At 46.8% G+C, this 25,859-nt stretch carries 28 protein-coding genes and 1 pseudogene; 8 read left to right on the top strand and 21 right to left on the bottom strand.

All coding sequences use genetic code 11. From position 1 onward, the window contains the following. Positions 1-121: 121 nt before the first annotated feature. Entirely contained in the window at positions 122-1,471 is a 1,350-nt protein-coding gene (htrA, locus tag G9F50_RS15990) for a serine protease HtrA (RefSeq protein ID WP_157843560.1), read from the top strand. A gap of 99 nt (positions 1,472-1,570) precedes the next feature. Further along, complete coding sequence (locus G9F50_RS15985; RefSeq protein ID WP_165406457.1) at positions 1,571-1,747, top strand: hypothetical protein; 177 nt, start codon at positions 1,571-1,573, stop codon at positions 1,745-1,747. Positions 1,748-1,832: 85 nt separating this feature from the next. On the opposite strand, the gene G9F50_RS15980 is transcribed toward G9F50_RS15985, so the two are convergent. The 3 genes from G9F50_RS15980 to G9F50_RS15970 all read right to left on the bottom strand — a co-directional run bounded on the left by G9F50_RS15980 (position 1,833) and on the right by G9F50_RS15970 (position 6,097). Then, complete coding sequence (locus tag G9F50_RS15980; RefSeq protein WP_007610846.1) at positions 1,833-2,804, bottom strand: glycosyltransferase family 2 protein; 972 nt, start codon at positions 2,802-2,804, stop codon at positions 1,833-1,835. A gap of 11 nt (positions 2,805-2,815) precedes the next feature. Then, positions 2,816-4,963 carry an ArnT family glycosyltransferase gene (locus G9F50_RS15975; RefSeq protein ID WP_060561800.1) on the bottom strand — a complete coding sequence of 716 codons (2,148 nt, stop codon included), beginning with the start codon at positions 4,961-4,963 and terminating at the stop codon, positions 2,816-2,818. Positions 4,964-5,146: 183 nt separating this feature from the next. Beyond that, a complete protein-coding gene (locus tag G9F50_RS15970) occupies positions 5,147-6,097 on the bottom strand; it encodes a ring-cleaving dioxygenase (protein ID WP_012117369.1) in 951 nt (316 codons plus the stop codon). A gap of 322 nt (positions 6,098-6,419) precedes the next feature. Between G9F50_RS15970 and G9F50_RS15965 the strand changes: the two genes are divergently transcribed. The 6 genes from G9F50_RS15965 to G9F50_RS20640 all read left to right on the top strand — a co-directional run bounded on the left by G9F50_RS15965 (position 6,420) and on the right by G9F50_RS20640 (position 10,894). Next, the gene (locus tag G9F50_RS15965) at positions 6,420-7,736 is read left to right on the top strand and encodes an APC family permease (protein WP_007610842.1); all 1,317 of its coding nucleotides are present in this window, start codon (positions 6,420-6,422) and stop codon (positions 7,734-7,736) included. Between the two features lie 285 nt (positions 7,737-8,021). After that, entirely contained in the window at positions 8,022-8,639 is a 618-nt protein-coding gene (locus G9F50_RS15960) for a DUF47 domain-containing protein (RefSeq protein ID WP_003154804.1), read from the top strand. 12 nt (positions 8,640-8,651) lie between these two features. After that, positions 8,652-9,650 carry an inorganic phosphate transporter gene (locus G9F50_RS15955; protein WP_007407255.1) on the top strand — a complete coding sequence of 333 codons (999 nt, stop codon included), beginning with the start codon at positions 8,652-8,654 and terminating at the stop codon, positions 9,648-9,650. Positions 9,651-9,754: 104 nt separating this feature from the next. Next, positions 9,755-10,501 (top strand): type II toxin-antitoxin system SpoIISA family toxin, encoded by a 747-nt coding sequence (locus tag G9F50_RS15950; RefSeq protein ID WP_032866111.1) that lies wholly within the window; start codon positions 9,755-9,757, stop codon positions 10,499-10,501. Beyond that, positions 10,502-10,672: a type II toxin-antitoxin system SpoIISB family antitoxin gene (locus G9F50_RS15945; RefSeq protein ID WP_060561801.1), complete on the top strand. Its 171-nt coding sequence runs from the start codon at positions 10,502-10,504 to the stop codon at positions 10,670-10,672. Positions 10,673-10,768: 96 nt separating this feature from the next. Beyond that, complete coding sequence (locus G9F50_RS20640) at positions 10,769-10,894, top strand: hypothetical protein (protein WP_023356844.1); 126 nt, start codon at positions 10,769-10,771, stop codon at positions 10,892-10,894. A gap of 34 nt (positions 10,895-10,928) precedes the next feature. Here the strand turns inward: G9F50_RS20640 and G9F50_RS15940 are convergent, their stop codons facing one another. From G9F50_RS15940 to G9F50_RS15855, 18 genes and pseudogenes are all read right to left on the bottom strand, one after another. After that, the gene (locus G9F50_RS15940; protein WP_043021264.1) at positions 10,929-11,807 is read right to left on the bottom strand and encodes an N-acetylmuramoyl-L-alanine amidase; all 879 of its coding nucleotides are present in this window, start codon (positions 11,805-11,807) and stop codon (positions 10,929-10,931) included. A gap of 13 nt (positions 11,808-11,820) precedes the next feature. Continuing rightward, positions 11,821-12,084, bottom strand: coding sequence for a phage holin (locus G9F50_RS15935; protein WP_003154813.1), 264 nt, complete (start codon positions 12,082-12,084; stop codon positions 11,821-11,823). A gap of 13 nt (positions 12,085-12,097) precedes the next feature. Further along, entirely contained in the window at positions 12,098-12,361 is a 264-nt protein-coding gene (locus G9F50_RS15930; RefSeq protein WP_003154815.1) for a hemolysin XhlA family protein, read from the bottom strand. Between the two features lie 51 nt (positions 12,362-12,412). Beyond that, positions 12,413-13,173: pseudogene (locus G9F50_RS15925) on the bottom strand (phage portal protein). Positions 13,174-13,229: 56 nt separating this feature from the next. Beyond that, positions 13,230-13,427, bottom strand: coding sequence for an XkdX family protein (locus G9F50_RS15920; RefSeq protein ID WP_059367156.1), 198 nt, complete (start codon positions 13,425-13,427; stop codon positions 13,230-13,232). Between the two features lie 4 nt (positions 13,428-13,431). Then, entirely contained in the window at positions 13,432-13,803 is a 372-nt protein-coding gene (locus G9F50_RS15915) for an XkdW family protein (RefSeq protein ID WP_060561802.1), read from the bottom strand. 12 nt (positions 13,804-13,815) lie between these two features. Next, positions 13,816-15,447: a pyocin knob domain-containing protein gene (locus G9F50_RS15910; protein WP_060561803.1), complete on the bottom strand. Its 1,632-nt coding sequence runs from the start codon at positions 15,445-15,447 to the stop codon at positions 13,816-13,818. Between the two features lie 2 nt (positions 15,448-15,449). Beyond that, entirely contained in the window at positions 15,450-15,722 is a 273-nt protein-coding gene (locus G9F50_RS15905) for a hypothetical protein (RefSeq protein WP_060561804.1), read from the bottom strand. Then, positions 15,719-16,297: a YmfQ family protein gene (locus tag G9F50_RS15900; protein WP_007407262.1), complete on the bottom strand. Its 579-nt coding sequence runs from the start codon at positions 16,295-16,297 to the stop codon at positions 15,719-15,721. The genes G9F50_RS15905 and G9F50_RS15900 overlap by 4 nt, the downstream gene beginning before the upstream one ends. Next, a complete protein-coding gene (locus G9F50_RS15895; RefSeq protein WP_060561805.1) occupies positions 16,281-17,327 on the bottom strand; it encodes a baseplate J/gp47 family protein in 1,047 nt (348 codons plus the stop codon). The genes G9F50_RS15900 and G9F50_RS15895 overlap by 17 nt, the downstream gene beginning before the upstream one ends. Beyond that, positions 17,320-17,745, bottom strand: coding sequence for a DUF2634 domain-containing protein (locus G9F50_RS15890; RefSeq protein ID WP_060561806.1), 426 nt, complete (start codon positions 17,743-17,745; stop codon positions 17,320-17,322). Before G9F50_RS15890 ends, G9F50_RS15895 begins: the two co-directional genes overlap by 8 nt. Positions 17,746-17,848: 103 nt before the next feature. After that, the gene (locus G9F50_RS15885) at positions 17,849-18,115 is read right to left on the bottom strand and encodes a DUF2577 family protein (protein WP_007610818.1); all 267 of its coding nucleotides are present in this window, start codon (positions 18,113-18,115) and stop codon (positions 17,849-17,851) included. Next, positions 18,115-19,092 carry an XkdQ/YqbQ family protein gene (locus tag G9F50_RS15880; RefSeq protein ID WP_060561807.1) on the bottom strand — a complete coding sequence of 326 codons (978 nt, stop codon included), beginning with the start codon at positions 19,090-19,092 and terminating at the stop codon, positions 18,115-18,117. Before G9F50_RS15880 ends, G9F50_RS15885 begins: the two co-directional genes overlap by 1 nt. 13 nt (positions 19,093-19,105) lie before the next feature. Beyond that, the gene (locus G9F50_RS15875) at positions 19,106-19,765 is read right to left on the bottom strand and encodes a LysM peptidoglycan-binding domain-containing protein (RefSeq protein ID WP_025284610.1); all 660 of its coding nucleotides are present in this window, start codon (positions 19,763-19,765) and stop codon (positions 19,106-19,108) included. Then, entirely contained in the window at positions 19,758-24,710 is a 4,953-nt protein-coding gene (locus tag G9F50_RS15870; RefSeq protein WP_060561808.1) for a transglycosylase SLT domain-containing protein, read from the bottom strand. Before G9F50_RS15870 ends, G9F50_RS15875 begins: the two co-directional genes overlap by 8 nt. Next, the gene (locus G9F50_RS15865; RefSeq protein WP_015239684.1) at positions 24,698-24,850 is read right to left on the bottom strand and encodes a hypothetical protein; all 153 of its coding nucleotides are present in this window, start codon (positions 24,848-24,850) and stop codon (positions 24,698-24,700) included. Before G9F50_RS15865 ends, G9F50_RS15870 begins: the two co-directional genes overlap by 13 nt. A gap of 41 nt (positions 24,851-24,891) precedes the next feature. Continuing rightward, positions 24,892-25,338, bottom strand: a complete 447-nt coding sequence (locus G9F50_RS15860) for a phage tail assembly chaperone (RefSeq protein WP_003154836.1) — start codon at positions 25,336-25,338, stop codon at positions 24,892-24,894. Positions 25,339-25,414: 76 nt separating this feature from the next. Continuing rightward, positions 25,415-25,858, bottom strand: a complete 444-nt coding sequence (locus G9F50_RS15855; RefSeq protein ID WP_003154837.1) for a phage tail tube protein — start codon at positions 25,856-25,858, stop codon at positions 25,415-25,417. Position 25,859 lies beyond the last annotated feature (1 nt).

The raw sequence follows: 25,859 nt of genomic DNA, 5'->3' as shown, positions 1-25,859 counted from the left end.
TTCGTCTTTTTCACAATTTCCCACAATCTTTTCATTATTATCCCACACTTTTTGTTTAAGATGGAGTCAGTAATAATAGGCAAATCATGCTATGATGAAATAGAGAAACGGAGTGAACATGATGGATAACTATCGAGATGAAAATCGGACAGACCAAAAAGAACAGGAAGTCCTTTTAGTAAAAGAAAACCCGCAGCCGGCCGGATATCCCACGCCGGACGAGGACAAGAAAAAACGAAGCTTCGGCTGGTTCAGACCGCTTCTCGGCGGAGTGATCGGCGGAGGGCTCGCCCTCGGCATCTATACATTTACGCCGCTTGGAGACCATCAGACTCAAGATACTTCCAATCCGGCTCCCGCTCAAGAAACGTCATCGATAACCGCCAAGCAGACATCTTCTGAATCAGACAGCGGCAAATCGACAAACAGCTCATCGGCAAATTCAAGCAGCATTTCGAATATGGTGGAAGACATTTCACCGGCGATCGTCGGAATCACCAATCTGCAGAAGCAGCAAAGCAGTTCCGATTTATTCGGATTCGGATCAAGCTCAGATTCAAACTCTAATTCGTCGGGTGATGATGCGGAAACGGGATCGGGTTCAGGCGTTATTTTTAAGAAAGCAAACGGCAAAGCGTATATCATTACGAATAACCACGTGGTCGAAGGCGCCTCTTCCCTTAAAGTGTCATTATTTGACGGCACCGATGTAACAGCTAAACTCGTCGGCAGCGACTCTCTGACAGACTTGGCCGTTTTAGAAATCAGTGATAAACACGTGACAAAAACGGCAAGCTTCGGCAGCTCATCCGCTCTCAGAACGGGTGAATCCGTCATCGCCATCGGTGATCCGCTCGGAAAAGACCTTTCCCGCACCGTCACACAAGGCATCGTGAGCGGCTTAAACAGAACCGTCTCGATCTCTACGTCAGCCGGCGAGTCGAGCATCAACGTCATCCAAACCGATGCCGCCATCAATCCCGGAAACAGCGGCGGACCGCTCTTGAATACAGACGGCAAAATCATCGGCATCAACAGCATGAAAATCAGCGAAAGTGATGTAGAAGGCATCGGCTTTGCCATCCCGAGCAACGATGTAAAACCGATCGCCGAAGAGCTTCTCACGAAAGGACAGGTGGAGCGCCCTTATATCGGCGTGAGCATGATCGACTTGGAACAAGTGCCGCAAAACTATCAGGAAGGCACACTCGGGCTTTTCGGCAAACAGCTGAATAAAGGCGTTTATATTCGCGAAGTGGCGCAGGGCTCACCTGCTGCCAAAGCCGGATTAAAAGCAGAAGACATCATTATCAGCTTAAAAGGGAAAGAAACCGGCACGGGCAGCGAACTCCGCAATATTCTCTACAAGAATACGAAAGTCGGCAGCACCGTTGACGTGAAGATTATCAGAAACGGCAAGGAAATGACGAAAAAAATGAAACTGACTCAAAAAGAAGAAACATCTTCTTAACAAAAATCCAAGGCAGCCGCCTTGGATTTTTTATGTACAGCGGAAACTTTAGGCCTGGATCAGCCGTACGACTTAGTGGACAAAGGAGGATACTTACACATGAAACAAACAGGACTTTTGCTGGTCGTTACAGGCCTGATCTTGCTGCAGCTGAGCATTCAGTTTCCTCAGCAAAACGCTGTTTGGGGTATGACGCTTGGCGCAAGCATTTTACTGAACCTTTCGGGAACCGGACTGATCATGCGCTCTCTGCACACGCAGACCGGCCGCAGATGAATGAAAAAAGCCACGGGACATTCTGTCATCCCGCGGCTTTTATTTCACATAAAAGCACCCTGTCTGGCCGGACAGGGTGTTTCGGTTAAGACATATGCTGGTCCCGATAAATCTTTTCGTTTTTCATGCCGTACGCTTTTTGCACGATATAGAGCGGACGGTCTTTTGCTTCGTCATAAATCCTTCCGATATATTCGCCGATCATTCCGAGCATTAATAGAACGATGCCGCTGAATAACAGCTGTATCACAATCAGAGAGGACCAGCCCGTAATGGTGCTGTTCGTAAACAGCTTCATGTATAAAACGATAAACATATAGAGAAAACCCGCTCCGGACATGATCATTCCCGCATAGCTTGCCGCCTTGAGCGGTTTATGAGAGAACGTTGTGATCCCGTCCATGGAAAGCTTCAGCATTTTTTTAAGCGGGTATTTCGTTTCCCCCGCAAGCCGCTCATCTCGTTCATATTCTACAGCAGTCTGCTTAAAGCCGACCCAGCTGACGAGTCCTCTGACAAAAGGATTTTTTTCTTTTAATCTTTTCATCTCATCACAGACTTTTCTGTCCAGCAGGCGGAAATCTCCGGTGTCGAGCGGAATATCAATATCAGTCACGCTCCGCAGCAGCCGGTAAAACATAGAGGCCGTCTGTTTCTTGAAAAAGGTTTCTCCCTTTCGTTTCGTTCTGACGGCGTACACCACATCGTAGCCTTCTTTCCACTGCTCAATCATATCAAGGATTAATTCAGGAGGATCCTGCAAATCGGCGTCAATGACGGCGATTGCATTCCCCTCTGCATAATCCATACCCGCTGTGATCGCGATCTGATGTCCGAAGTTTCTGGAAAAATCAATAATTTTCACTCTCGGATCAATCAGACTTTGCTCTCTTAAAATCTCAATACTGCGGTCTTTGCTTCCATCATTGACAAAGATCAATTCATAATGCTCTTTTGTTTGATCCATGACTTCTTTCAGACGCTGATAGGTTGTCTGAATGACGAGTTCCTCGTTATAAACCGGGACGACTATTGAATATTGAATATGTCTGCTCATGTTTTTTCCTCCTATTCATCAGATTGAAGTTCGTATAGTGAAACTGACTGATTCATTCCGCCCGGCCCGCCGCTCATTCGGCTGTTTTTACCCGCGGCCTTGCTGCTTTTTGTATCAGCTGGATCACTATTTTTCGTTTTCTGATCTGTGCTTGATTTCCATTTATCTGAAGATACTTTCTTTCCGTTTTTCTCAACCCACTGCACAATATCGTTATTTCCGCCTTTGCCCATTCCGGATGTTAAGAAGTATTTTACTTTCCCTTCTTTTACGAGCTTTTTAAATTGAGTCAGCGTAATGGCCGGGTCAGACCCGCTGAAACCGCCGATCGCCATGACCGCTTTTTTCGTTTTTATAATGTAAGGCGCCGCTGTGTTGGAATCGGTTGTTGCAAATAGATAGTCCGCTCCGGCGTTGTGTTTCTCTAAATAGTTGATCAGTTTTGTATTGACAGATGCGTTATCCATTCCCATGCCTTTTCCGCTTGTTGAAGCGAGCTGAGGGCCTGTTTCAGGCAATGAGCTGTTGCCTCCGTACAGAAGCGGTGTGCTCGCCCAATAAATCGGCATGACCATCAAGACGAAAAGGGCTGCAAGTGAAACATAATAACTTAGCGGTTTTTGGCGCTGTTTGAATACGAACAGGGCGATTGCTGCCACTGCGCCGAGAACGCCTGCTCCGATGCTCCAGCCTGCGCCGATTTGATCATTGTAGTTTCTGAGGATAAACAGCTCAAATCCGGTTGTCACAAGAATAGCGGCCGGCAATAGCCAAGTTTTCCATCCCGCCTGCTTGCGGTACAGATGAACAAGGGCGACCCATCCCGCACCTACAAGTGCCGCGATCGGAGGCGCCAGCATAATGAGATAATAATGGTGGAAAAATTCCGCCACACTGAAGAATCCGGCAATCGGCACAAGCCACGCTGCCCAAAAGATCGTTTCCTTCTGTTCTGCTGATAATCGTCTTCTTTCTCTCGCCCCGGCGATCAATAAACCGGCCATTCCAAAAATCGCAAACGGCAGGAGCCAGCTGATCTGATCAGATAATTCCGATTGGAAAAGGCGCAGCGGACCAGGGGTTCCCGTTCCGAACATTCCTGAACCTGATTGCATTTTCGATCCGGTGCCTGTACCGCTTTTTCCTCCGCCACCGGGACCATCTCCGCCGCTTGTAGGACCTCCTTGACCGCCGCTTGGCATTTTCCCGTTAGATGGAGGTGTCGTCATACTGCCGTTTTGTGGTTTGTCTCCGCTTGCTGAACTGCTGCTTGAAGACTGGCCAGGCGGTTTTTGCATTTGTGAAGAACCATCGGAAGAAGACATCTCTTTCGATGCGTTTCCGTCCGGCCCGCCCTGACCGCCGCCGGAACTTTGCCCTGTCAGCCGCTGAATCCCGTTATATCCGAAAGCCAATTCCAATACGGAGTTTGTCTGGCTGCTTCCGACATATGGCCTTTTGCCGGCTGGAATATTATCAACAATGAGCGGCCATGACAATGAAACGGCTGCTAAAACGGCTAACGCGCTTACCAATGAAATGATTTTTTTCTTAATCGTGGTGTTTGCCGCAATCATATAGAACAGCAAGAAGGCCGGCAAAATCATATAAGCCTGAAGCATTTTTGTGTTAAAGCCTGCTCCGACGACAAAAAATGCCGCCAAAAGCCAGATCAGTCTGCCTTTTCTGATCGCTTTAAAGAGAAGCCATGTGGCGAACAAGAGGAAAAAGACCAGTAAAGCATCGACATTATTCGTCCGCGCGACCGCTACTGCGATCGGTGTACACGCCATGACAAATGAGGCGATGCGCGCCGCCGTTTTTCCGAACGTCGGCTTTATTAATAAGTACATGAATAGAACTGAACCTACACCTGCCAATGCCTGAGGCAGGATGACGCTCCACCCGTGCATACCGAATATCAGCGCGCTGATCGTTTGAACCTGGTATGTAACAGGCGGTTTATCTACCGTGATAAACCCGGCTGCGTCAAATGAAGCGTAAAAGAAATTATGAAAGCTTTGAAGCATACTCGTTACCGCTGCGGTGTAATAAGGATTCACCGTATCGTCATTCCAGATGTTGTACATATTCAAGAATGCGGAAGCGAGTAAAATGAGAATGAAGACTGCGTCTATCTCGCGTTTTTTCATTTTCACCTGTGTTTTCACTCCTTTTGTTTAACTTTGAACAAGTGTAACAACCAAATGTGAAAAATTTATTAATAAACAAAGACAATTATTTTGCCGTTTACAAATAGGTAAAAAGAATGACAAAACGGGTAAAAAAGCAAAAAAAAGATGCCCCCGTCAAGCCGGGAGGCATCTGTCATGATTTCTGATTTACTGTATCGGTTTCAGCCGTGCTTCTATTTCAGAACGGCGGTGTTCGAGATAAGGCGGGAGCGCAACCGTTTTGCCTAGCTCTTCAGGTTTTTCATCAACCATAAATCCCGGACCGTCCGTTGACAATTCAAACAGAATTCCGTTCGGCTCCCGGAAGTACAGCGCTTTGAAATAATAACGCTCTACAATGCCTGAGTTGCTGAAACCTTCTTTCGTAATGATGCGGTGCCATAAAGCAAGCTCCTCTTCATTCTGAACGCGGAAGGCCACATGGTGCACGCTGCCTTTTCCAGGACGCTCGCGCGGAAGATCGTTTCTTTCAATCAAATGGACTTCTGTGCGCGCGCCTCCGTTTCCGGATTCGAGCACCGTAACCGTGCCCCGGTCTTCATGCGTTTCTTTCCCGATTTCAGTGAAGCCGAGCACATCGGTTAACACACGCAGCGTCGGTTCTGCATACGGGACGGTCAATTCAACGGGACCAAGACCGCGGAAAGAATATTCTTCCGGTATGCCGCTTTGCTTCACCGCTTCACCGATGTCTTTTCCTTTTTCGTCAGCTGTCAGCACAAGCCGCTGTCCTTCATGATCCCAAAAAGCGAGTGTCTCTCTGCCCGCTATTGTCATGATGTCGCCATGAGCGACCTGATGCTCTTCGAATCGTTTTTTCCAATATTGCAGCGCTTGTGCATCCGGGACACGCAGGCCGATTGAAGAAATACTGTTTGTCCCCGCATGAAACGGCGCAATCCGCGGAATTTCGAAAAACGTCAATTCCGATCCCGGATTGGCTGTTTCATCACCGTAAAATAAGTGATACATCGTCGGTTCATCTTGGTTTACGGACTTTTTCACAAGCTTCAGTCCCAGGATGTTCCGATAGAAATCTAAATTTTTCTGCGCATCAGCCGTCAATGCTGATACATGGTGTATTCCATTAACTTTCATTATGTTATCCTCCAGTCAATTATCTCGATTTCGAGATATTTTATATATACAATTTATGTTATCCGGATCGCAAAGTCAACCCATCTGCTTCACAGACAGTCTGCAGACTGCCGCTCCCCAAATAACGAACCTTCGATATTAAAAAACCATTAATGTTCGTTTTTAAAACGGTATTTTTTCCTTCTCAAAAGCAGAAACCTTTATCTTTTAGGGAAAACAACAAAATCAGAAAATTTATTTTATTCGTGTTTCAGCAATTAGGGTTTACAATATGGAAAATAGTTTTTTCAGCATGACGATTTTACATCTGGAGGGAAAGGATATGCAGATTGAAGAGAACGGACTTAAAAAAGAGATCGGCCTTACCATCGCCCTCTCACTTGTTATCGGCACCATCATCGGTTCCGGCGTATTTATGAAACCAGGCGCCGTGCTTGCCTACTCCGGTGATGCGAAAACCGCGCTTATCGCGTGGCTGTTAGGAGGCATTTTGACGCTTGCCGGCGGCTTGACCGTTGCGGAAATCGGCACTCAGATTCCGAAAACGGGCGGACTTTATACATATCTAGAAGAAGTGTACGGCGAATTTTGGGGCTTTTTGTGCGGATGGGTTCAAATTATCATTTACGGCCCCGCCATTATCGGAGCGATCGGCTTGTATTTCGGCTCTTTGATGGCGCACTTGTTCAATTGGGATTCCGGCTGGTCTAAATTGATCGGGATTTCAGCCGTTTTGTTTTTAAGCATCATTAACATTATCGGAACGAAATATGGCGGCATCGTCCAGGGAATTACGACTGTCGGCAAATTGATTCCGATTATCTGCATGATCGTGTTCGGCCTTTGGAAAGGCGATCAGCATATTTTCACAGCCGTTACAAGCAGCATGTCGGACATGAATTTCGGCGCTGCCATACTGGCCACCTTGTTTGCTTATGACGGCTGGATTCTGCTTGCGGCACTCGGCGGCGAAATGAAAAATCCGGAAAAGCTGCTCCCGAGAGCGATGACGGGCGGACTGCTGGTCGTCACCGCCATTTATCTTTTCATTAACTTTGCGCTGCTGCACATTCTTCCTGCGACCGACATCGTCAAACTCGGTGAAAATGCGACCGGCACCGCTGCCGGAATGCTGTTTGGCGACATCGGAGGAAAATTGATCAGCGTCGGAATCATCGTCAGCATCTTCGGCTGTTTAAACGGAAAGATTCTCGCTTTTCCGCGTGTCTCATTTGCGATGGCGGAACGGAAACAGCTGCCGTTTGCCGGACAGATTTCGCGGGTGCACCCGACGTTCCGCACCCCGTGGATTGCCGTGTCATTTCAGATCGCGCTGGCCATTATTTTTATGATCGCCAGCAATCCCGATAAGCTGTCTGAAATCTCTATTTTCATGATTTATATTTTTTACGTCATGGCCTTTTTCGCCGTGTTTATCCTCAGAAAAAAAAGCGGCGGAAAACCGCGCGCCTACAGCGTGCCTTTGTATCCGATCATTCCTGTTTTGGCCATCGCGGGTTCACTGTTTGTGCTGATCAGCACGATCATTACAGATACACTGAGCTGCGCGCTGTCCCTCTTGATCGGCCTCGCCGGGCTGCCGCTTTATTTTTGGCTGAAAAACGGCAGAAAAAACTGACAAAAACGGTTCCTTTTACGGGAGCCGTTTTTTTTCTGGCAAAATCACGTGCAAAAGTTGACAGCAAATTCACATCTTTTGTTATACTTTTTAAGCAAGATGTCTGAATTCGAAGTATGTTACGTTTTTTTGGCGAAGTGGGTAACATAAGAAAAACAGGATGAGACACGTTTTTACGAAAAAATCAAGAGGCGTTTTTTTCGACTTTATCTGTTTTTTTTCGACAAAAGGCTATATAATAATTTGATGTGTGCATTGTCTCATTCAAACAATGGAGGGTTTTTAATGATAAAAAGAAAAAAAGATAAGTTCTCACTCCTTTTAACAGAAATCGCAAAAAACATAGACGAAACCGCAGAATACTTTGTCAACTTTAAAGTGACGAATCAGACGACTTTAAAGGAATTTGCCGATACGTTAAAAGAGTTTGAAACAAAAGGAGATAATCATGTTCATGTCATGATTAAAGAGCTGAACAAAGCTTTTATCACTCCCATTGAACGTGAAGACATCCTTGAGCTGACAAACAGCCTCGATGACGTGCTTGACGGAATCGAACATTTTTCAGCAATGATGGAGATTTTCTCGATCACTTCTTCCGATGAGCATATCGATAAGTTCAGCGGATACATCAGAGAGTGCGCGAAGGAAATTTTAATCACGATTGAACTGCTTGCAGAAAACCGATTGAAGGACATTCACCCTCACGCCATTAAAATTAAGGAATACGAGCACAGCTGTGATAACCTGCACCGTAAATCATTAAAAAATCTGTTCGGCACAGAAACCGATCCGATTAAAGTGATTCAGTACCGCGAAATTTACGAAACGCTTGAGGAAATTGCCGACTCTTGCCAAAGCGTTGCCAATAACCTTGAAACCATTATTATGAAAAACGCGTAACGAGGGGTTATAATGGATACTCTATTACTTTTAACGATATTAATTGTCATATGCGCTTTGGTATTTGACTTCATTAACGGATTTCACGATACCGCAAACGCAATCGCCACCTCAGTTTCGACAAAAGCGCTGAAGCCGCGGCACGCAATCGTTATGGCCGCCATCATGAACTTTCTCGGAGCGATGACATTTACCGGTGTGGCGAAAACCATTACAAAGGACATTGTGAATCCTTATACATTAGACAACGGGTCAGTTGTCATTCTGGCGGCTTTACTCGCCGCAATCGTCTGGAACTTGATCACATGGTATTTCGGCATTCCGAGCAGCTCTTCACATGCGATTATCGGAGCGATCGCCGGAGCGGCCATTGCAGCGTCAGGTTTTGCAACGCTTAATTATAAAGGGTTCATTAAAATTATCGAAGCACTTATTTTATCACCGATCATCGCCTTTGTTCTCGGCTTTATCGTATATTCGATCGTGAAGCTGATTTTTAAAGACAGCAATCTGGCGAAAACAAATAAACGCTTCCGCAGAGTGCAGATTTTGACGGCTGCCATTCAGTCCTATACACACGGAACGAACGACGCGCAAAAAGCGATGGGTATCATTACGATGGCGCTTATGACGGCCAATTTACATAAAAGTGATGCCATTCCTTTTTGGGTGCAGCTCTCTTGTGCCCTGGCAATGGGTCTCGGCACATCCATCGGCGGCTGGAAAATCATTAAAACCGTCGGCGGAAAAATTATGAAAATCCGTCCGGTAAACGGCGTATCTGCCGACTTAACCGGCGCAGCCATTATTTTCGGGGCCACGTTTATTCATCTCCCTGTCAGCACGACGCATGTCATTTCGTCTTCCATTCTCGGTGTGGGCGCTTCCCACCGCGTAAAAGGCGTAAACTGGGGAACGGCTAAACGGATGCTCATTACATGGGTCATCACCCTGCCGATTGCAGGTACACTCGGCGCCATCGCCTTTTTCATCTTAGATCTCTTTTTCTGATGACATCCGCTTCTTTACAGAAGCGGTTTTTTTTGTGACAGGAAAATGATGTCATGACATAGAATGAACATAGCAGACCATTTTTCAAATTGTGAGGGATGCTCATGCTTATGTTTTTTCAGATTATGGTGTGGACGATGGCGGCCGCACTCATTTTATATGTGTACGCATCCTGGCGGTATGAGGCAAAGGTAAAAGAAAAAATGTTTGCCATCCGTAAAACGTGGTATTTACTATTTGTACTGGGCTCCATGGTCTATTGGACATATGATCCTGAATCGCTCTTTGCCGCATGGAGACAATATTTGATTGTTGCCGTCTGCTTTGCCCTTATTGATGCGTTTATCTTTTTGAGCGCGTATATCAAAAAGCTCGCCGGCAATGAATTAGAGACGGATACGCGGGAAATTTTAGAAGAAAATAACGAAATGCTTCACTCCTATCTTGAAAAACTGAAAACCTATCAATATCTGTTGAAAAATGAACCGATCCATGTATATTATGGAAGTACAGAAGCTTATGCGGAAGGCATCAGCAGACTGCTGGCCGCTTATGCCGAAAAAATGAATGTCACGGCTTCCTTGTGCGACTATTCCGCACAATCGGATAAGGACCGCTTGACGGAGCATATGCCTGATGCGGCGGACGTTCAGTCCCGTCTTAACCGTAAAGATGTCTACTATGATCAAAAAGGCAGGCTTGTGCTTATTCCGTTTACAGTCCAGAACCGCCATTACGTGATCAAACTCACGTCGGAAAACCTGTTGACGGAATTCGATTATTTGCTTTTCACATCGCTAACGAGCATTTATGATTTAATGCTGCCAATAGAAGAGGAAGGTGACGGTTAAATGGAGCAGGCATTTCAAAACGGGCAGCCGGAACAAAGAGCGAAACCGTTCAAAATGTTTAAAAAACGTTCAATGACAAGTATCGCAAGTTACCAGCTCAGCCCTCATACCGCCAGAATTTTCAAAGAAAACGAGCGGCTGATTGACAAGTATAAACAAAAAAAAGCTTGATTACACTAAGGACAGGAGACACGGCTCTTGTCCTTATTCCTTTTTTCCTTATCTTTCATATAATAAAACCAACAAAGAGATGCGACAGGTGATGATGTGAAGAAAATTGTCAGGCGCGTAAAGTTTGTGGATTACGGACGCTTCGGGCTTTCCGCTTATTCGCTGAGGATGCGGGCGAGGAATCTCAGGCTATTGAACCGGTTAAAAAAGAAAAAAGGCTGAATCCCGCAATGTGAACGGGACTCAGCCTTTTTTGTTAAAGCTGCATCAGAATTTTCGCTTTTACAGCGGGGCCGTAGACGCCGTCAGACGTCAGTCCGTTTACAGATTGGAAGCGGGCCACGGCATCTGCGGTTTTCAGACCGTAGATACCGTCAATTCCGTTATTGACAGCTCCTTTTTCAGGATAGAAATAAAGCGCGGCGAGCGCGTTTTGCACCTGGTATACCTTTTCGCCGGACGTGTACGGCTCTGTCAGCTGAATCACCTCGTCCGGAAGAGAATACAGTGCTTCAACCGGCGGGCTGACGATCAGTACTTGTCCGACTTTAATCAGGTTCGGGTCAGCGATGTTATTCCATTTCTGCAGATCGGCCACGCTGACGCCGAATTTCCGCGCGATCGCTGACAGCGTATCTCCTTTTTGGACGGTATACGTCTGTCTTTCCCCAGAACCGATTCCCGCTTTAAACTCATCCCATGTATCCAACAGTCTTCTCGGACAAAGCTTTCCTGACCAATGCTTGTGCGCAACGACATTTGCAAGCGGGATGCCGTGCGAGGTCATTAATGTGCGGATGAGCCATTGGGCGTTTGCCACGGCCTGTGAAAAGTTGCCGTCTGCGTTTTCACAAATTTCAATACCGATGGATTTACGGTTGCCGTCCCCGTTTCCGTCACCGGCATGCCAGCCGCTTTCGTTCAGCGGAAGATGCTGATAAATTTCCGTATCATCGACTGTGAAATGCCAGCTTGTCGGTGTATCGGGATTTTTCACATAGCTTGCGTGACTTTTGGCGTTAGCTCCTACTGCGGTATTGGCTGTATTGTGCACCGTAATGTAAATCGGTGTCATTGCATAGCCTGGGCGGTTATTGTTTCCTGCCGGGATAAAATCCTGTGTGATTTTTACCATATTCTCATCTCTCCTATTTCGATAAATTGTTTATTTTTAATAAAGCCTGCTGTTTTTTCCCTTTTGCTGTAACGTAATTGTTTTTAAACCAGGCGGCGGCAGTCGTTATGATTGTAAAAACGGCCGACCCGGCGGCATACAGCGTATCTGCAAGCTGGCTGACCTGGTCCTCCTGAATATTCAGCGGCGATTTGCCGAACATCAGCAAAGTTTGATTCAATAAAGCAAGCAAAAGAAGCACCGTCCTGACGACCGTGCCTTTGTCCGCGAATTTCATATTGGTTTCCCCCTTACTTTTGCAGCAGATTGTACATGATGGCGATGGCTCCGCCAATGACGCCCGTGCAGATTGCTGTCACGATCGCTCCTGTAATGGTCCGCTTAATCCATGTTGTGTTTTCGTCAATTTTGTTCAGTTTTTCATTCAGCGTCATGATTTGCTGATCCTGCCGGTCGGATACCCGCTCTAATGCGGCCACCCGCTGTTCTAGCACCTTTTGTTCACCTTTGATGCCTGCGAATTCTTTTTGCACCGCTTGTTCATCCAGAAGCACTTCCGCTCCCCCCTCTTACATTGTTCTCACCTCCCTTCGGAAGCTTCATTCTTACGAAAATGCCGTGCCTTTGACAGAAAGGCTCCCGCCGGAAATGCTCTGGATTTCCATGACGATTTCCTTAAAGCCGGCAATATCAAATGACCACACTTCTTCTGTGCCTGACGTACCGGCGGCTGATGTCCCGTCATCAGACCTGATTCCTCTGATCGACACGTTTTTTCCCGAGATGGATCTCCCCCAAAACGCGACATGGCCCGACTCAGCGGTGCCGGTGATTTCGACGAGAAGTTTTTTCCAAGCGCCCGCCGAGAAGATGCTTCCCTCGCCCGCCTCTGCTGCATTTTCATGAAAAATCACGTCTGTATATGAAAACGCCATATCACCGCCCGTACCGACAGATTGGTATAAAACAAATTCGGACTGCTTTTGATTTCCGTTCTCAAAACGGAACCGGTAATATCGTTTTGTCAGGCTGATCCACCCCGAAGCGGTCAGCACTCCGCCTTTGACTGCGACAGAATGTGAAGCTGTCCACGAATTGTTATCCTCACTCTCTTCGATAAAAAGAGTTCCGCTGCGGTCCGAATAAGCCCACCCCTGTACTCTGTCTATTAAGACGCTCCTAAACGGTCTTGTCCGAATTGGCTGTAAACTTCAATCGCTTCTAGCGGCGTATTGGTAAGAAGCTCTGCCATTCCGGACAAATCAGCAACAGGTGTGACATAATCGTTTTTGTTACCGCGATAAGCTTTTACGGCGCCGGGTCTGCCAAGTTGATCGGCGGGAAATTCAAATGAATGCTTTTTCATCGGCCGTCCTCCTTTTCTCATTTATTAAAAATGACAAATAAAAAAAGCCGTTTGGCTTATGACACAGCATTTTTATAATTTTCGTATGTTTCACCCGTTATTTCTTGAAAGTCCTCAGGCGTGATATACTTCGCGGCCACACCTTCAGCCAGATCTTCGGCAGAGCAGTCATCATAGCCCATAGCTTGTTTTACCATTTCTATTGAGGCCCACTTATAAAACAAAGCGTAAACCCAAAAGTTAAGTCTCTTCATTTTTTCATTCTCCTTTTACGTTTAAGAATTCTAATTTTAAAGACGCTAATTGCCTGCCGAGTGACTGCTGCGCTTGTTCGGCTGCTTTTCTGGCCAATTTCTCATTCGCCAGCTGTCCGCCGAGGCCTGCAAGCTGGTTTGAATCGGGAGCCGTATCTTTTTTTAAGCTGTCTTTATATGCTTCGTCAGCCGTTTCCACCCATTCTTGTTTCTCTTCATCAAAAAATGGGCGCCACATGCCTTCGCCGTTTATTTCCGGCGGAAAGTCCGCAGCGTTAGCTGGCATTATATAATCTCCTTTCTCAGAATCCGGATAAAGCTCAACCGGAGTGCCTGTATAAATGTTGTTATTGTCATACGGAAATATTAATTTCATATTCTCGCTCCTTTACGTGAGTGCCAAAACAAGGTCAATATAATAGCCGTTCACATTACTTTCTATATTGGCCATAATTCCCGTCAGCTTCATATCTCCATTAGAATAAATAATAAATTTGCTGTAACCGGTGGTGCCGCTGGCTGCAACCATCGTTACAACGCCTTTGGCCGGCGCACAAGAGGATGGCACACTCCCGAATACCACTTCTCTGTCCGTAAGAACGTGTCCGTTCAGGTGAAGGGTGTTTCCCACTTTGCGGTATTGAAGCGGCCTGTCTCCTGATTTAGCGCCATTTTTATAAGGAACATTTATCCAAGGTACATTCTCAGTATCAAGTTCAGTAACGAGGCGCCGCCAGCCCTGCCAGCCCAAGTTCAAATCCAAATAGTTCGTGAACATATTATTTTTATAATCAACCGCAATGACATACCCAAACGTTCCCTTTCCCTCACTGTCAAGAGAGGTAAAATGAAACATGCCGCGGGTCGAAGCGTTGCTCGGGCTGTTTGCCGCTTTGCCGGTTGAATAAAAGGTGCCGAACGCCCTGCCGTTTTTAACGATTTTTTCAAGAAAGTTATCATCATCACCAATTGTAAGAAGATAGCCGCCGTTATCGTTTGTTATTTTCGAAAGCTGTGCCCCGTTCCACATATTTTTATCCGCCTGTGTGACATGGATGTCTTTTTTATTAGCGTGAGCGTCTACTAGTTTTTGTACAGCTTCTGTGTTGTCCAACTCAACCCAATCACTCCAAACATTATTTGCCAAAGACTTACGGAATGTTCTGTTGTCATTTGTCATGGCAAGAACATGACCATATGACTTTCCGACACTGCAGGTCCAAAACCCGCGTCCGCCTGCAGGAGGGGTATTCGCCGCAGTTTTTTCATATGAGAAATAGGTCAATGAAGGATAATTTAACAATTCAGCATGAAGATCAGTTGTGACATTAAATAACGGCTGGCCGTCATCATTCGAAATTTTATTTAACTGCGCATTGTTCCATTTATCCTTATCAGATTTTGTTACGTGAATATCTGTTTTATTAGCATGTGCATCGACCTTTGACTGCGATCCTTCCACTGACTCAAACTCACGCCATGACGTCCAAGAATCCGAGCCTGAGATTTTATTACGCATAAACTTTCGGCGGCCTGACGACGTTGAGTCGCTGCTGCTATAGGACGTATATTCCTGATAAGCATACGTTCCGTAGTTGTGAACAAACAAATACCCGTTATTATTCACTGGCGCGTTTAATGCGGTCGTGACACTGCTCATATAATATAAACCTGTATCCGTTACCGTATTAAAGTCAGCACCGCTTCGATACTTTGCCAACCCATTATCTTCCGTTAATTTAAACAGCTGTCCTGCATTCCATGTATCCTTCTCAGCCTTCGTCACATGCCGGTCCAGGTCTTGATTGTGCTGATCAAAATCTTTCTTTGCTGCCTGCTGGACATTGTCTACGTTTCCGAGGCCGATTTGCGCCTTTGTCGTTTTGTGCGGGTTGTTCATGTCGTTTTTATGGGCCGCCAGATCCGTGTGTGCGTCATTTATGCCTTTTTCCCAGCGGTTGACGTCATCTTCGTTAATCGGATCGTCCGGAAGCCAGTCTGTTTTTTCTTCGTAAGCCATCGTTACACCACCTCAAAGGTAAATCTTAAATCAAGCGTTCTGTTATTGCTGAGATCTAAATTTGTTTTTCGTTCTGTGATGACGTTTCCTGTTTCGTCAAGCATCTGCACGGTTTCAATGTGTTTGACGTCTTCTTCCCTGCGTGTGAGAACGGTGACTGCGGCATCTTTTACGGAAATGTCCGCAATCGGAGTTTCTTTTCCGTTTAACAGCACTTTTGTGATCCTGTTTTTCAGATCGGCTGCGGCACGCTGTCTGTAAGCGGCTGATATCATGGTAAGACCACCTCGTTATTGTTGAGTGTGACGGAATAACCGACCTTCAGTTCACTGACTTTTCGGTATCTCCGATTGTTGAGAATGACCCGGTCTTTGATTTCCAGTGTTTCGTTTAATGCGGCTCTCAGTGTATACGCCAAATGAGCGGGTTTGATTTTTTCAAGCGTTTCAATCAGCTCGTTCATGTGCTGCAGGTCATCAAGCCCGATATCGGCATAAAAACGATACTGCCCCGGAAACATCCGAACGTAAGCTGACGGATGTTTTAAAAAACGGTTTAGCGCCTGCTCGATCGCTTGATGTGTGATGGGCGGAATATTCGACATCTTGGAAATCAGCCTGAGCCGTCTCATATCCTCCGTGTCACCTGATTCCCGCGGTATTTTTAATATTTTTTCCCAGCGGTCAAGCCCCCACGTCGCCGTCGTGATAAAGAGCTGATCTGTCAAATCGAAAATATCGTTATTCTGCCGCTCAAACTCGGGAGCTTCCGCCTCAAGCAGTTGTGCCATCTCCTTTAATCGGGTTAAAAACGGCGGGAGGTACGCCGTCATCTCATCGAGTCTGCTCAAGGATTGTCACCTCTTTGAGTTTAGGAATTTCCACGTCACTGAGCACGAGGTTTTCCGCCGCACCGTTCATTTTGATATCGGCGTAGTCACTGACGGATGCCGAGTTATAAACGATGTTGTTTATTTGTGATAGACGGACGGTGTTTTCTTCGAAGGCCATTTTCTTAAATAAATTCAGGACGCCTTTTTCAATCTCCGCTTTTACGTCATCGATCGAGCTGTTCAGCTCAGGCAGCACGGAAGCGGAGATTTCGATTTCCTTCCATACGGCGCTTTCCACCGTTACTGCCGCTCCGATCGGCGCCTGTCCTTCTCCCTGCCCTTCGTCCGGATCAATATAATCCTTTACTTTTTTGATCAGAATATCTGATGCCGGTTCCAAATTCGCATTTGTGATGACAACCTTCACCGTTCCGGCTCCGTTCCAAAGCGGAAAGATTTTCGCCCTGCCGACGCCGTCAACCTCTTCGGCCCATTGTTTATAGTGCTGTTTATTTGCGCTGACTGCTTCCCGGCGGACACGGGTAAAATAGCGCGCCCTTAAGCTGTTGTCGTCTTCTTCCTCACGGCCGGGAATTAATATATCGCGCACGACTGCTTTCTCAAGCCCGGGTATCGTATCAAGCGGCAGCAGGTTCTGCCCTGAAATGCCGGCATTGCCCGCTTCACCGGCTGTTTCACATTCAAGCGTTCCATCCCCCGTATATTGAAAATACAGGTTATCAACGAAGAAACGGGAGCCTGGCGGAATGGTGATGCCCGCTGTGAATTCTCCGGCTCTGACCGCTTTTGTGGCAGGTGTTCGTTCAATTCCCGCTTCAGCAGCACGCCTGTCCAGAAATTCTCCCTGAGCCGTATCGGAGAACACGAGCTCCAGCACGGTATCAAGCCAAATATAAGACTTTGCGAGCTCAGCGGCCGCAGGCGCGAGCGCATTGTAAATGACGCTGCCTTCTCTCGTATCAATATCTGCCGTAATGCGCGCCAGCATTCTGTCCATAATGTCGTCAAACGTCTGAGCTTCAAACATCCTCACCCAGCACCTCCTCTATCTCAAGCATGCCCTCATCAGTTTCAACGGTAAAAGAGACGGTGAAGGCATCATCTTTTTTCTCAATCTCAAAATTGGTAACGGCCAAAATACGGTCATCATACAGCAAGGCTTCTTCTATCAGTCTTGGAATCTCCATTTTTTTATAAGCATCCGTCGTGTTCTGATCTGAAAGCACTTCCTGGAGTTCGTTTCCGATATCATGGCTGAAAACCGAATATGAATACCGTTCTGTGTGAAGAGCGATATAGACGAATTGTCTGATTGCGTCCAGTCCGTTTATCAGTTCATTGGTAATCCGGTTGTTTTCAAAATCAATTCGGTAGGTTTGTGAAGTCTCAACGGCCTCACTCGCATCCTCCAAATCTTCAAATTCGATTTCCGGTGTCAGGGACATTGCACCCGCTCCTTTTAGATTTGATCATGTAAAAAAGCCCTCTTCGGATGATGAAGCGGCTTTAATAGGCTGATATTCTGGTACAGTTCCGTCCGGATGCCGGTTAAATTTTGTCCAGTACAAAGAAAGACTGTCCTCCTGTTAAAGCGGCGGTCATCACCCGATCTCCCGCCTGGAGCTGATCATCTTCTCCGGATCTCAGCCGCTTCGGCACAATGAGTGCATCAGAGGGAATCAAAAGTTTGTCGTGATCTTTCAGTTTCAGCTCGAGCGGCGAAACGGAGGTCACTTCGGCCGGCATCAGCTCCACCGGCGCTTCGGCGTCAACCGCTCCGACGGCTAAATGTTTAATGGCATCACTTAATCTCATCAGGATGTCCCCTCCGGAAGTGAATTTTTCTCCGTGACGTCAATCGTCATGGTATGTTTTGTTCCTTGGAATTCATGGCGGTCCGTATCTACATAATAGGTTTTCTTCAGCCCGATTTCCGGAATTGAGATATAGACAGGCAATCCGCTTTCCAACCCAGGAATACCGATCACCTGTATATTTTTCAGCTCTTTCTTAACGCCTTTTTTCTCAGCCTGCTTCACTTTTGCGCGCTGTTTCAGCTGGGCTTCATTAATGTCGTCAGAAACCGTTTCGGTATACTGCAAAACGCCGAATGTTTTCATGCCCGCGCTGTCTGACGCGGAAGCCTTCACGGTTTTATCGTCTTTTTGCAGCCGCATGACGACACGGGTTGCGGTGTCATCAATTGAGGTGCTGTATTGATACCCTGTGATATTAACTCCTGTTTCCAGCACCCATATGTCAGACGGCTCCGGCCATTCACGCAAGCCGAGCCTGCCTTTTTCTGAATAGAGCTGATAATTGCGCCCCGTCTGGCTTTTTGTCTGCTTTAACGCTTTTAGCATCATATCGTAAAGGCTTGTATCATTTTTAAAAACGAGTGATTTAATGGTATGGCCTGTGTTGGCAATGGATGTGACGGGAATTTGAAAATCGCTGGCGATCCTTTTCAATATTTGATCGGCGCGCTTGTTGGAAAACACGTAAACGTCCTGGTTTTTCACAAGGTATTGAAGCATATCGTATGCGGTGAAGGCGACGGTATGCTCATCGGGCGTTCTTGCAAAAACAACGCCGCGGAACAGCTCTTTTCCGTTCCATTTGAACAAAACCGTATCCCCTTCTGATACGCCGTAATACGTCTGGCTGCCCTGCTTTACGACAATCGTCGCTTCGATGGAGCGGGGCGCCTGATATCTGTGTCCTTCCAGCGTGACGCTTTCTGTGACAAGCTCGAGCCACTCCGTTTCTTTTATGACAAATAGTTCAATCATCTTTTCACCCGTTTCATTGCGGTATCTTCAGCTTCTGCCCCGGGAAGATCCAATGCCCCGGCTGCCGGATATTCCGTTTGCTGCGCTTAATCATGGCGGTTTTATTCGCGTTCCAGATTTTCCGCCACTCCGTATGGTTTCCGTAAAATTTGCCGGCGATGTCCCAAAGCGTATCCCCTTTTTTGACGGTATATGTTTTGGGTGAGGCTTTGGACGGGCGCTTCGCTTTCGTTTTTTTCTTTTGTTTGATTTTTCTTGGCGAAGCGGTTTTATATTCTTTCAGTACGATATCAAAATTCCGGTCGCCGATTTCATTGTCACCTTCGCTGTAATTAAAGCTTTCAATGCTGCATGTGACATTGATTTTTGTTCCTGTAATCAAAAACTGAACGGGTTTTTTCGCTTTCATCCATGCTTCAATGGCTGAAATGGCTTTTTCCGGCGAAGGGATGCTTTGATATTCGGCAATCGGGCTGTACCGTTTCGGAAAAAAAGAAGAGAACGAAATTTCTTTCGCTCCCGGTTCTTCGATAAACGTCACCTCTCCAAGTCCGGTGACTTTCACGGAATCATTCTGCACGCTGTTTGCGATATCAATCGCTTCAGGGAGAACGGGAAGCCGGAGCTTGTCCTTCCCCTGGGACAGCCAAAATTCGTAAACAGATTTAGTCAAAAGCAACGGCCCCCTTTGCTCCGGTATAAATGTCTTTTTGCAGTTCATCAATCAGCGCCTGTTTGATTTTGGCGGCGAGGCTGTCGGCGTCCTGTCCGTTATGGAAATGCTGATCGCCGCTGAATTCGATTTTAATTTCTTTTGTTCCCGTTTTTTGAACGGTTTTTCCGCCGCCTTTAACGGCTGCGGAAACCGTGCCGGCTGAAAGCGCCGCCGGTTCCGTCTGGGACGGATCGGACACTTCCATGCCGAGCGCTTGAGCGGCTTGTTGCAGCAGATAACGGCCCCGGATGCCCCGCTCTTCAGGGATGATCCACTCCCGTTTGTTCCCTTCGCCGACACGGGCGATCTGCTCCTTGGTAATCAGACCCCCATTGGCATAACCGACGTAAGGGCCTCCATGAGCCATACTTTTAATCCCGGGGACATTGCTGATCGAGCCGTATCGGCTTTTAATATAGCCGATAGCGGCAGCGGCGTTGTGAATTGGATTACTGATATCATTCATGCCCGGCGCTTTGTGATCTTCAAAGGTGCTCGGAATCGTCTGCATAAGCCCCTGTGACGGGTGTCCGGCTTTGGCGTTGCTGTCCCATAGATTAATGGAATTAGGGTTGCCGCCTGACTCATGCTGTGCGATCGTCATTAATCCCGGAAGCCAGCTGATCGGCGTATTGGTTGCTTTCATTGCGGCCAAAAGCCACTCTTTGACGCTTCCTCCCGCTGCACCCATGCCGGAAAAGGCTGCTGCTAGCGAGCCTGCCTGTTTTTCGGCGTATTTTTTCACGTCAACTGAGCCAAGCCCTTTGACGACGCCGACTGAAGCAAAGCGCCCGAGGCTCATCATGACACGGGAAGGAGAGTGAATATCAAGCTCTTCCCTGAATGCGTCCTCGACTTTTTTGGCCATATCTTTGGCCGCCTGTCTGACTTCGCTTCCTTTTGCAGTCATCCCTGATACGAAGTGTCCGATCAGGCCTGACCCCCAGCCGTTCGCGGAATCTCTTGATTGCACAAACGGTTTATTGATATGTGTGCTTACGTATTGCGACGTTCCCGTATCTTTTGCATTCTGTCCGGCCGAATATCCTTTCACCGTTGCGGCGCCCCATGATGACGATTGATTAACCGCCGATTGATAAGGTGTTTTCACCTTTGTTTTTAAAAATGAATCGGTGCCCGTCGGCGAAGTATTCTGACCTTTGGCATAGCCCGCAACGACTTGCTTTCCGTAACCGGATGAAGACGAAATGAGGGCATTGAACGGCGTTCCGATGTTTTTTTCCTTCCAGCCGTCCATATCCACCGCTTTTTTGCTGATTCCGCTGTCAAAGCCTTCAGTAAACTGTTTGCCGAGTGATGAAGCCGTCCCGGCAAATCCGGAAGAATCCACAGACGCTGCGGCCGACACAGATGCAGAAGAAGAAACACCGCCCGCTCCCGCCGGAACAGCAGAAGACTGAGCCGAAGCCGCGCCCATATCATCGACAACACGCATGCCGAGCTTAGACGCAGCTTGTGAAAGCAGCATCTTTCCGCGTCCGCGATTGTTGTCGACGGGAATGACAAATTCTTTACCGGCTTCACCAATCCAGGAAATGGTCGGCTTTGTAATGTAGCCTCCTGTGGCGTTTTTGTCCGGTTTTTTCTTTTTATCTCCGCCGCCTCCTGTGACAAAGTTCATTATGCCTGAAATCATTTTGCCGCCGGTTTTATCCCAAATCTTTTTCACCCAGTCGAATGCTGCAGAAAAAGCATCTGATATGGCCGTTCCCACTTTTACAAGAGGTTCTTTTATATGTTTCTCAAACCAGCCGCTTAACCCTTTCCATATATCCTTTACCGTATCTAAAGCAGTCTGGAAAGCATCTGATATTCCTTTACCGACATTTTTCACCATGTCTTTCACCGGATTCCAGACAGTATCCATGAACCAGCCGGAAACCGTACTGAAAACGGATTTAATTTTATCCCAAGCTCCTGTGATTTTACTCCAAATGGACGTCGCCACTCCGACGACAGCCGATTTTACGGGCTCCCACACCGTGCTCATAAACCAGCCGGATACTGTGCTGAAGACACCTTGAATCGTCGTCCACGCATTCACGATATTTGACCAGATGCTGGTTGCCACTCCGACGACAGCCGATGAAACCGGCGTCCATACATTTTCCATGAACCAGGATGACACCGTGCTGAAAATCCCTTGAATCGTCGTCCACGCATTCACGATATTTGACCAGATGCTGGTCGCCACTCCGACGACAGCTGATGAAACCGGCGTCCATACATTTTCCATGAACCAGGATGAAACACTTCCCCAAGTATCTTGTATTGTTGTCCAAGCACTTTGCGCCGCTTTGGAAATATCATTCCACGTGTCTTTCAAAGCTCCTGAATCAAAGGCCTCTCCCAAGCTGGAACCGCCTAAACTGCCGGCGATGCCGCCTACCGCGCCGCCGATTAATGTGCCCACTCCGGGAACAACGCTGCCGATTGCCGCTCCGGCCGCGGCTCCGGCAAGACCGCCGCCTGCTGAGCCGACCTTCTCTCCTGCATTATCTTTATTGATGCCGGCTAAATCAGTAAGTGATAACAATTCACCTATGCCGGGAATTCCTTTAGCGGCACCTTTTAACCCTTTCATACCGCCTTTTAGCGCCTTTGAATCTCCCAAGCCTTTCAAAAGCGCGCCGATGCCTTTACCTGCCCCTTTTGTTTTCGGCGTGTTTACGGATGCCTGTTTGCTTTCCTTTACGGAGGAACCTCTTTTCGAGGATTTATTTCGCCCTTCGACTTTACTGCTTTTGCCCCTCGTCACTCCGGTACAGCAGCAGCATCCCCCAAAAGCCCCGCCGTTTTTTTTGGCTGACTTTCCTGAAGATTTTGGCGCTGTTACCGTGCGCTGTGAACCCTTTGCAAGATCAGGACGCTTCGGGCCGTTGGAGCCGCCGGCAGTAAGGCCGCCCTTACTCTTTTCTTTTTTCGTGCCGCCTCCTAATAATCCGCCGATATTGAGTTTGCCTAATTTTTCAGCGATTCCTGAAAATATTTTTTCTATTAATTCCCCGGCTTTTTCGATGATTTTGTCCGGGCTGAATTTCTCAAATTTCTTGGCAATCTTGCTGACAATTTTATCAACAAATGCCTCGGCTTTTTCGATGATCGCATCAGGACTGAATTTGCCGAACTTTTTATCAATGCCTCCGAACAGTGAGGATGTAAACTGCTCCACTTTTTCCAAAATCTTATCCGGATTGAGAAAATCGAATTTCTCAGAAATTCGGTCAATCGTGTCATTTACAAATTGTTCGGCGCGGTCGATTAGCTTATCAGGACTGAATTTGCCGACAACGTCGTCGACTTTCTTCATAAACGAATCAGTAAAATGATCCAGTTCTTTCAGTATGGTCTCCGGACTGAATTTGCTGACAACGTCATCTATCTTTTTCATAAATGAATCAGTGAATTTATCCAGTTCTTTCAATATGGCTTCCGGACTGAATTTACTCACGACCCCGTCTACTTTTTTCATAAACGAATCAGCGAATTTGTCCAGCTCTGCTAAAATCGTCTCCGGGCTGAATTTGCTTGCGATTTCGTCTACTTTTCCCATGAATGATGTTGTAAACTTGTCCAGTTCGGCTAATATCGTTGCCGGGCTGAATTTGCTCGCGATTTCGTCTACTTTTCCCATGAATGATGTTGTAAACTTATCCAGCTCTGCCAAAATCGTTGCCGGGCTGAATTTGCTCGCGATTTCGTCTACTTTTCCCATGAATGATGTTGTGAACTTATCCAGTTCGGTTAAAATCGTTGCCGGACTGAATTTGCTTGCGATCTCGTCCACTTTTCCCATGAATGACGTTGTGAACTTATCCAGTTCGGTTAAAATCGTTGCCGGACTGAATTTGCTCGCGATTTCGTCTACTTTTCCCATGAATGAGGTCATGAACTTGTCCAGTTCGGCTAATATCGTTGCCGGGCTGAATTTGCTCGCGATTTCGTCTACTTTTCCCATGAATGAGCTCGTGAACTTGTCCAACTCTGCTAAAATCGTCTCCGGGCTGAATTTGCTTGCGATTTCGTCTACTTTTCCCATGAATGAGCTCGTGAACTTGTCCAATTCTGCTAAAATCGTCTCCGGGCTGAATTTGCTTGCGATTTCGTCCGCTTTCTTCATAAAGCTTGCAGCGAATTTATCCAGTTCCGCTATGATTGTTTCCGGATAAAATTTGGATGCGATGTCATTGACTTTTTTCATGAAGGTGTCTGCAATTGAAAAATCGTTTTTCGGCGAAGCAGGAGCAGCAGATGCAGAAGCTTTTCCGACGTCCGGCATATTCTTTTGCATTGCAGCCAGCTGTGCTGTCACCTTTTCGTTTAACGATAATTGAATAACATTGTTTTTTCCCGTCAGCGAATCAATGCCCGCTGAAATTCGGCCGACTGTTTTCATGACGTGATCTATGACGCGTATAGTGACAGAGTACCCGTTCTTTAACGCAGATTGCATATAGCGTTTGATACGTTCCATGGCAGGGGTCACTTCGTCTGACGCATACAGTGAAACGGTAAATCCTTTAAAACCGGCAGCCAGATCCCGCAATCTCTCAAATGCCGCTGTCGCGCTGTCTTTTGCTCCTATTTTAATGGTTAAAGACGCAGGCAGACCCGCTAATTGGGCTTGCACCTTTTGGATGACGGCACTGGCTCCGTCTTCAGCTGAAATAGAGATCATTTGTGCGCCCAGCTTTCTTTTCATAGAGCGCTGAATGCGGTCAATTGTTCTTAAAACAGATTTACTCTCTTTGCGTATATCAATTTCACTTTGGCGTTTTGTCATTTTCCTGTATTTCTCAAGCGCTCTGAAGCCATTTTGGATTTTCCTTATTTTCTTTGAAACCCGATCTTCCAATTCAAAACGGGCGGTCAGCTTTGCCATGATGTCGCTCCCCCTTTCTTCGCTTGTTTTTCAAGAATGTCCAGCTTGTAACCGATTAAACCGTACAACAGCGCCTTAAAATGTCTCGGTGCTTCATATAACTCTTTCAGTTCTGATGGAGAATAATGAAGCTCATGCATCGCGTAATAGAGATACACGGCTTCCTTATTCCCATCTTTTATCAGTTTTTTGCTTCTTGCTCCAGATCTTCTAATTCATCTTCAAAACCGTTGATCTCAATCGCTTTATTCAGCCAATTTGCATACTCACCGCCGACTGAAAGCACGCGTTTTGCCACCTCGACCGGATCTGCCGTTTTGTAAGCGTCGCGGAGCTCCTTAGACCGGAAATCAGGGTAAATCGTAGATTCAACCGCGATCCGCGCATAGAAGCGCTGGCTGTCTAAGTCTTTTACTCGGCCTCTGCCCTTCACATTTTTATATGTCGTGCTTTCCTTCTCCAGTTCATCAATGCGCTCAGTCGTAATGGCTTTAAAAATAAAAGGCACGATGTTTCCTTTTTTATCGACAAAACGCTTTGAAAGCGGAACCCGAATCTCCTCAGCCTCGACTGTTTTACCCGGCATAAAGAATGACAGATCATATACTTGTTCGTTTTTTTCGCTCATGTTGAAAACTCCCTTACTCTATTTTTTATAAAAAACAGGCCTGTAAAAAGGCCTGTTTCACTCATACCGATCTTAATTAAAACGTTTCAGAAAGCTTTTCCGGCACATCGAAATCTTCAAAGGTAAACGGCACTTCTTCTTCGAGTGCTTCTGAGTCTACGTCCAGTCCGGCGATTTTTGCAGAATCAAAGTTGACGTCATACAGAGTGACGCGTTCTGTTCCGCGGCCCGATGATTTGTCATCAAGAACGGCTTGCAGTGTAAAATACGGGTCGCTGCCTTTTTTGACGTAATCCATCATAAGGACGGCGAATTTGGATGTGACCTTATAGAATGTTGCCGTGCCCGTCCCGTTGGCGCCTGTTGTTTTATGTCCCGTCATGCGGCGGCCCATGATGTTTACTTCTGATTTGTTTTTTTCCACGTTTGCTTCAAACGTTTTAATATGCGCCATCTCTTCTCCGTCGAGAAATAAACGGCCTTCTTTTCCTGAAATCGTGTTTTGCGCTTTTAATGCCATC

The organism is Bacillus sp. EKM206B (assembly GCF_011066015.1).
GTDB classification, from domain to species: Bacteria; Bacillota; Bacilli; order Bacillales; family Bacillaceae; genus Bacillus; species Bacillus velezensis.
This window is presented reverse-complemented; position numbering and strand designations above follow the sequence as displayed.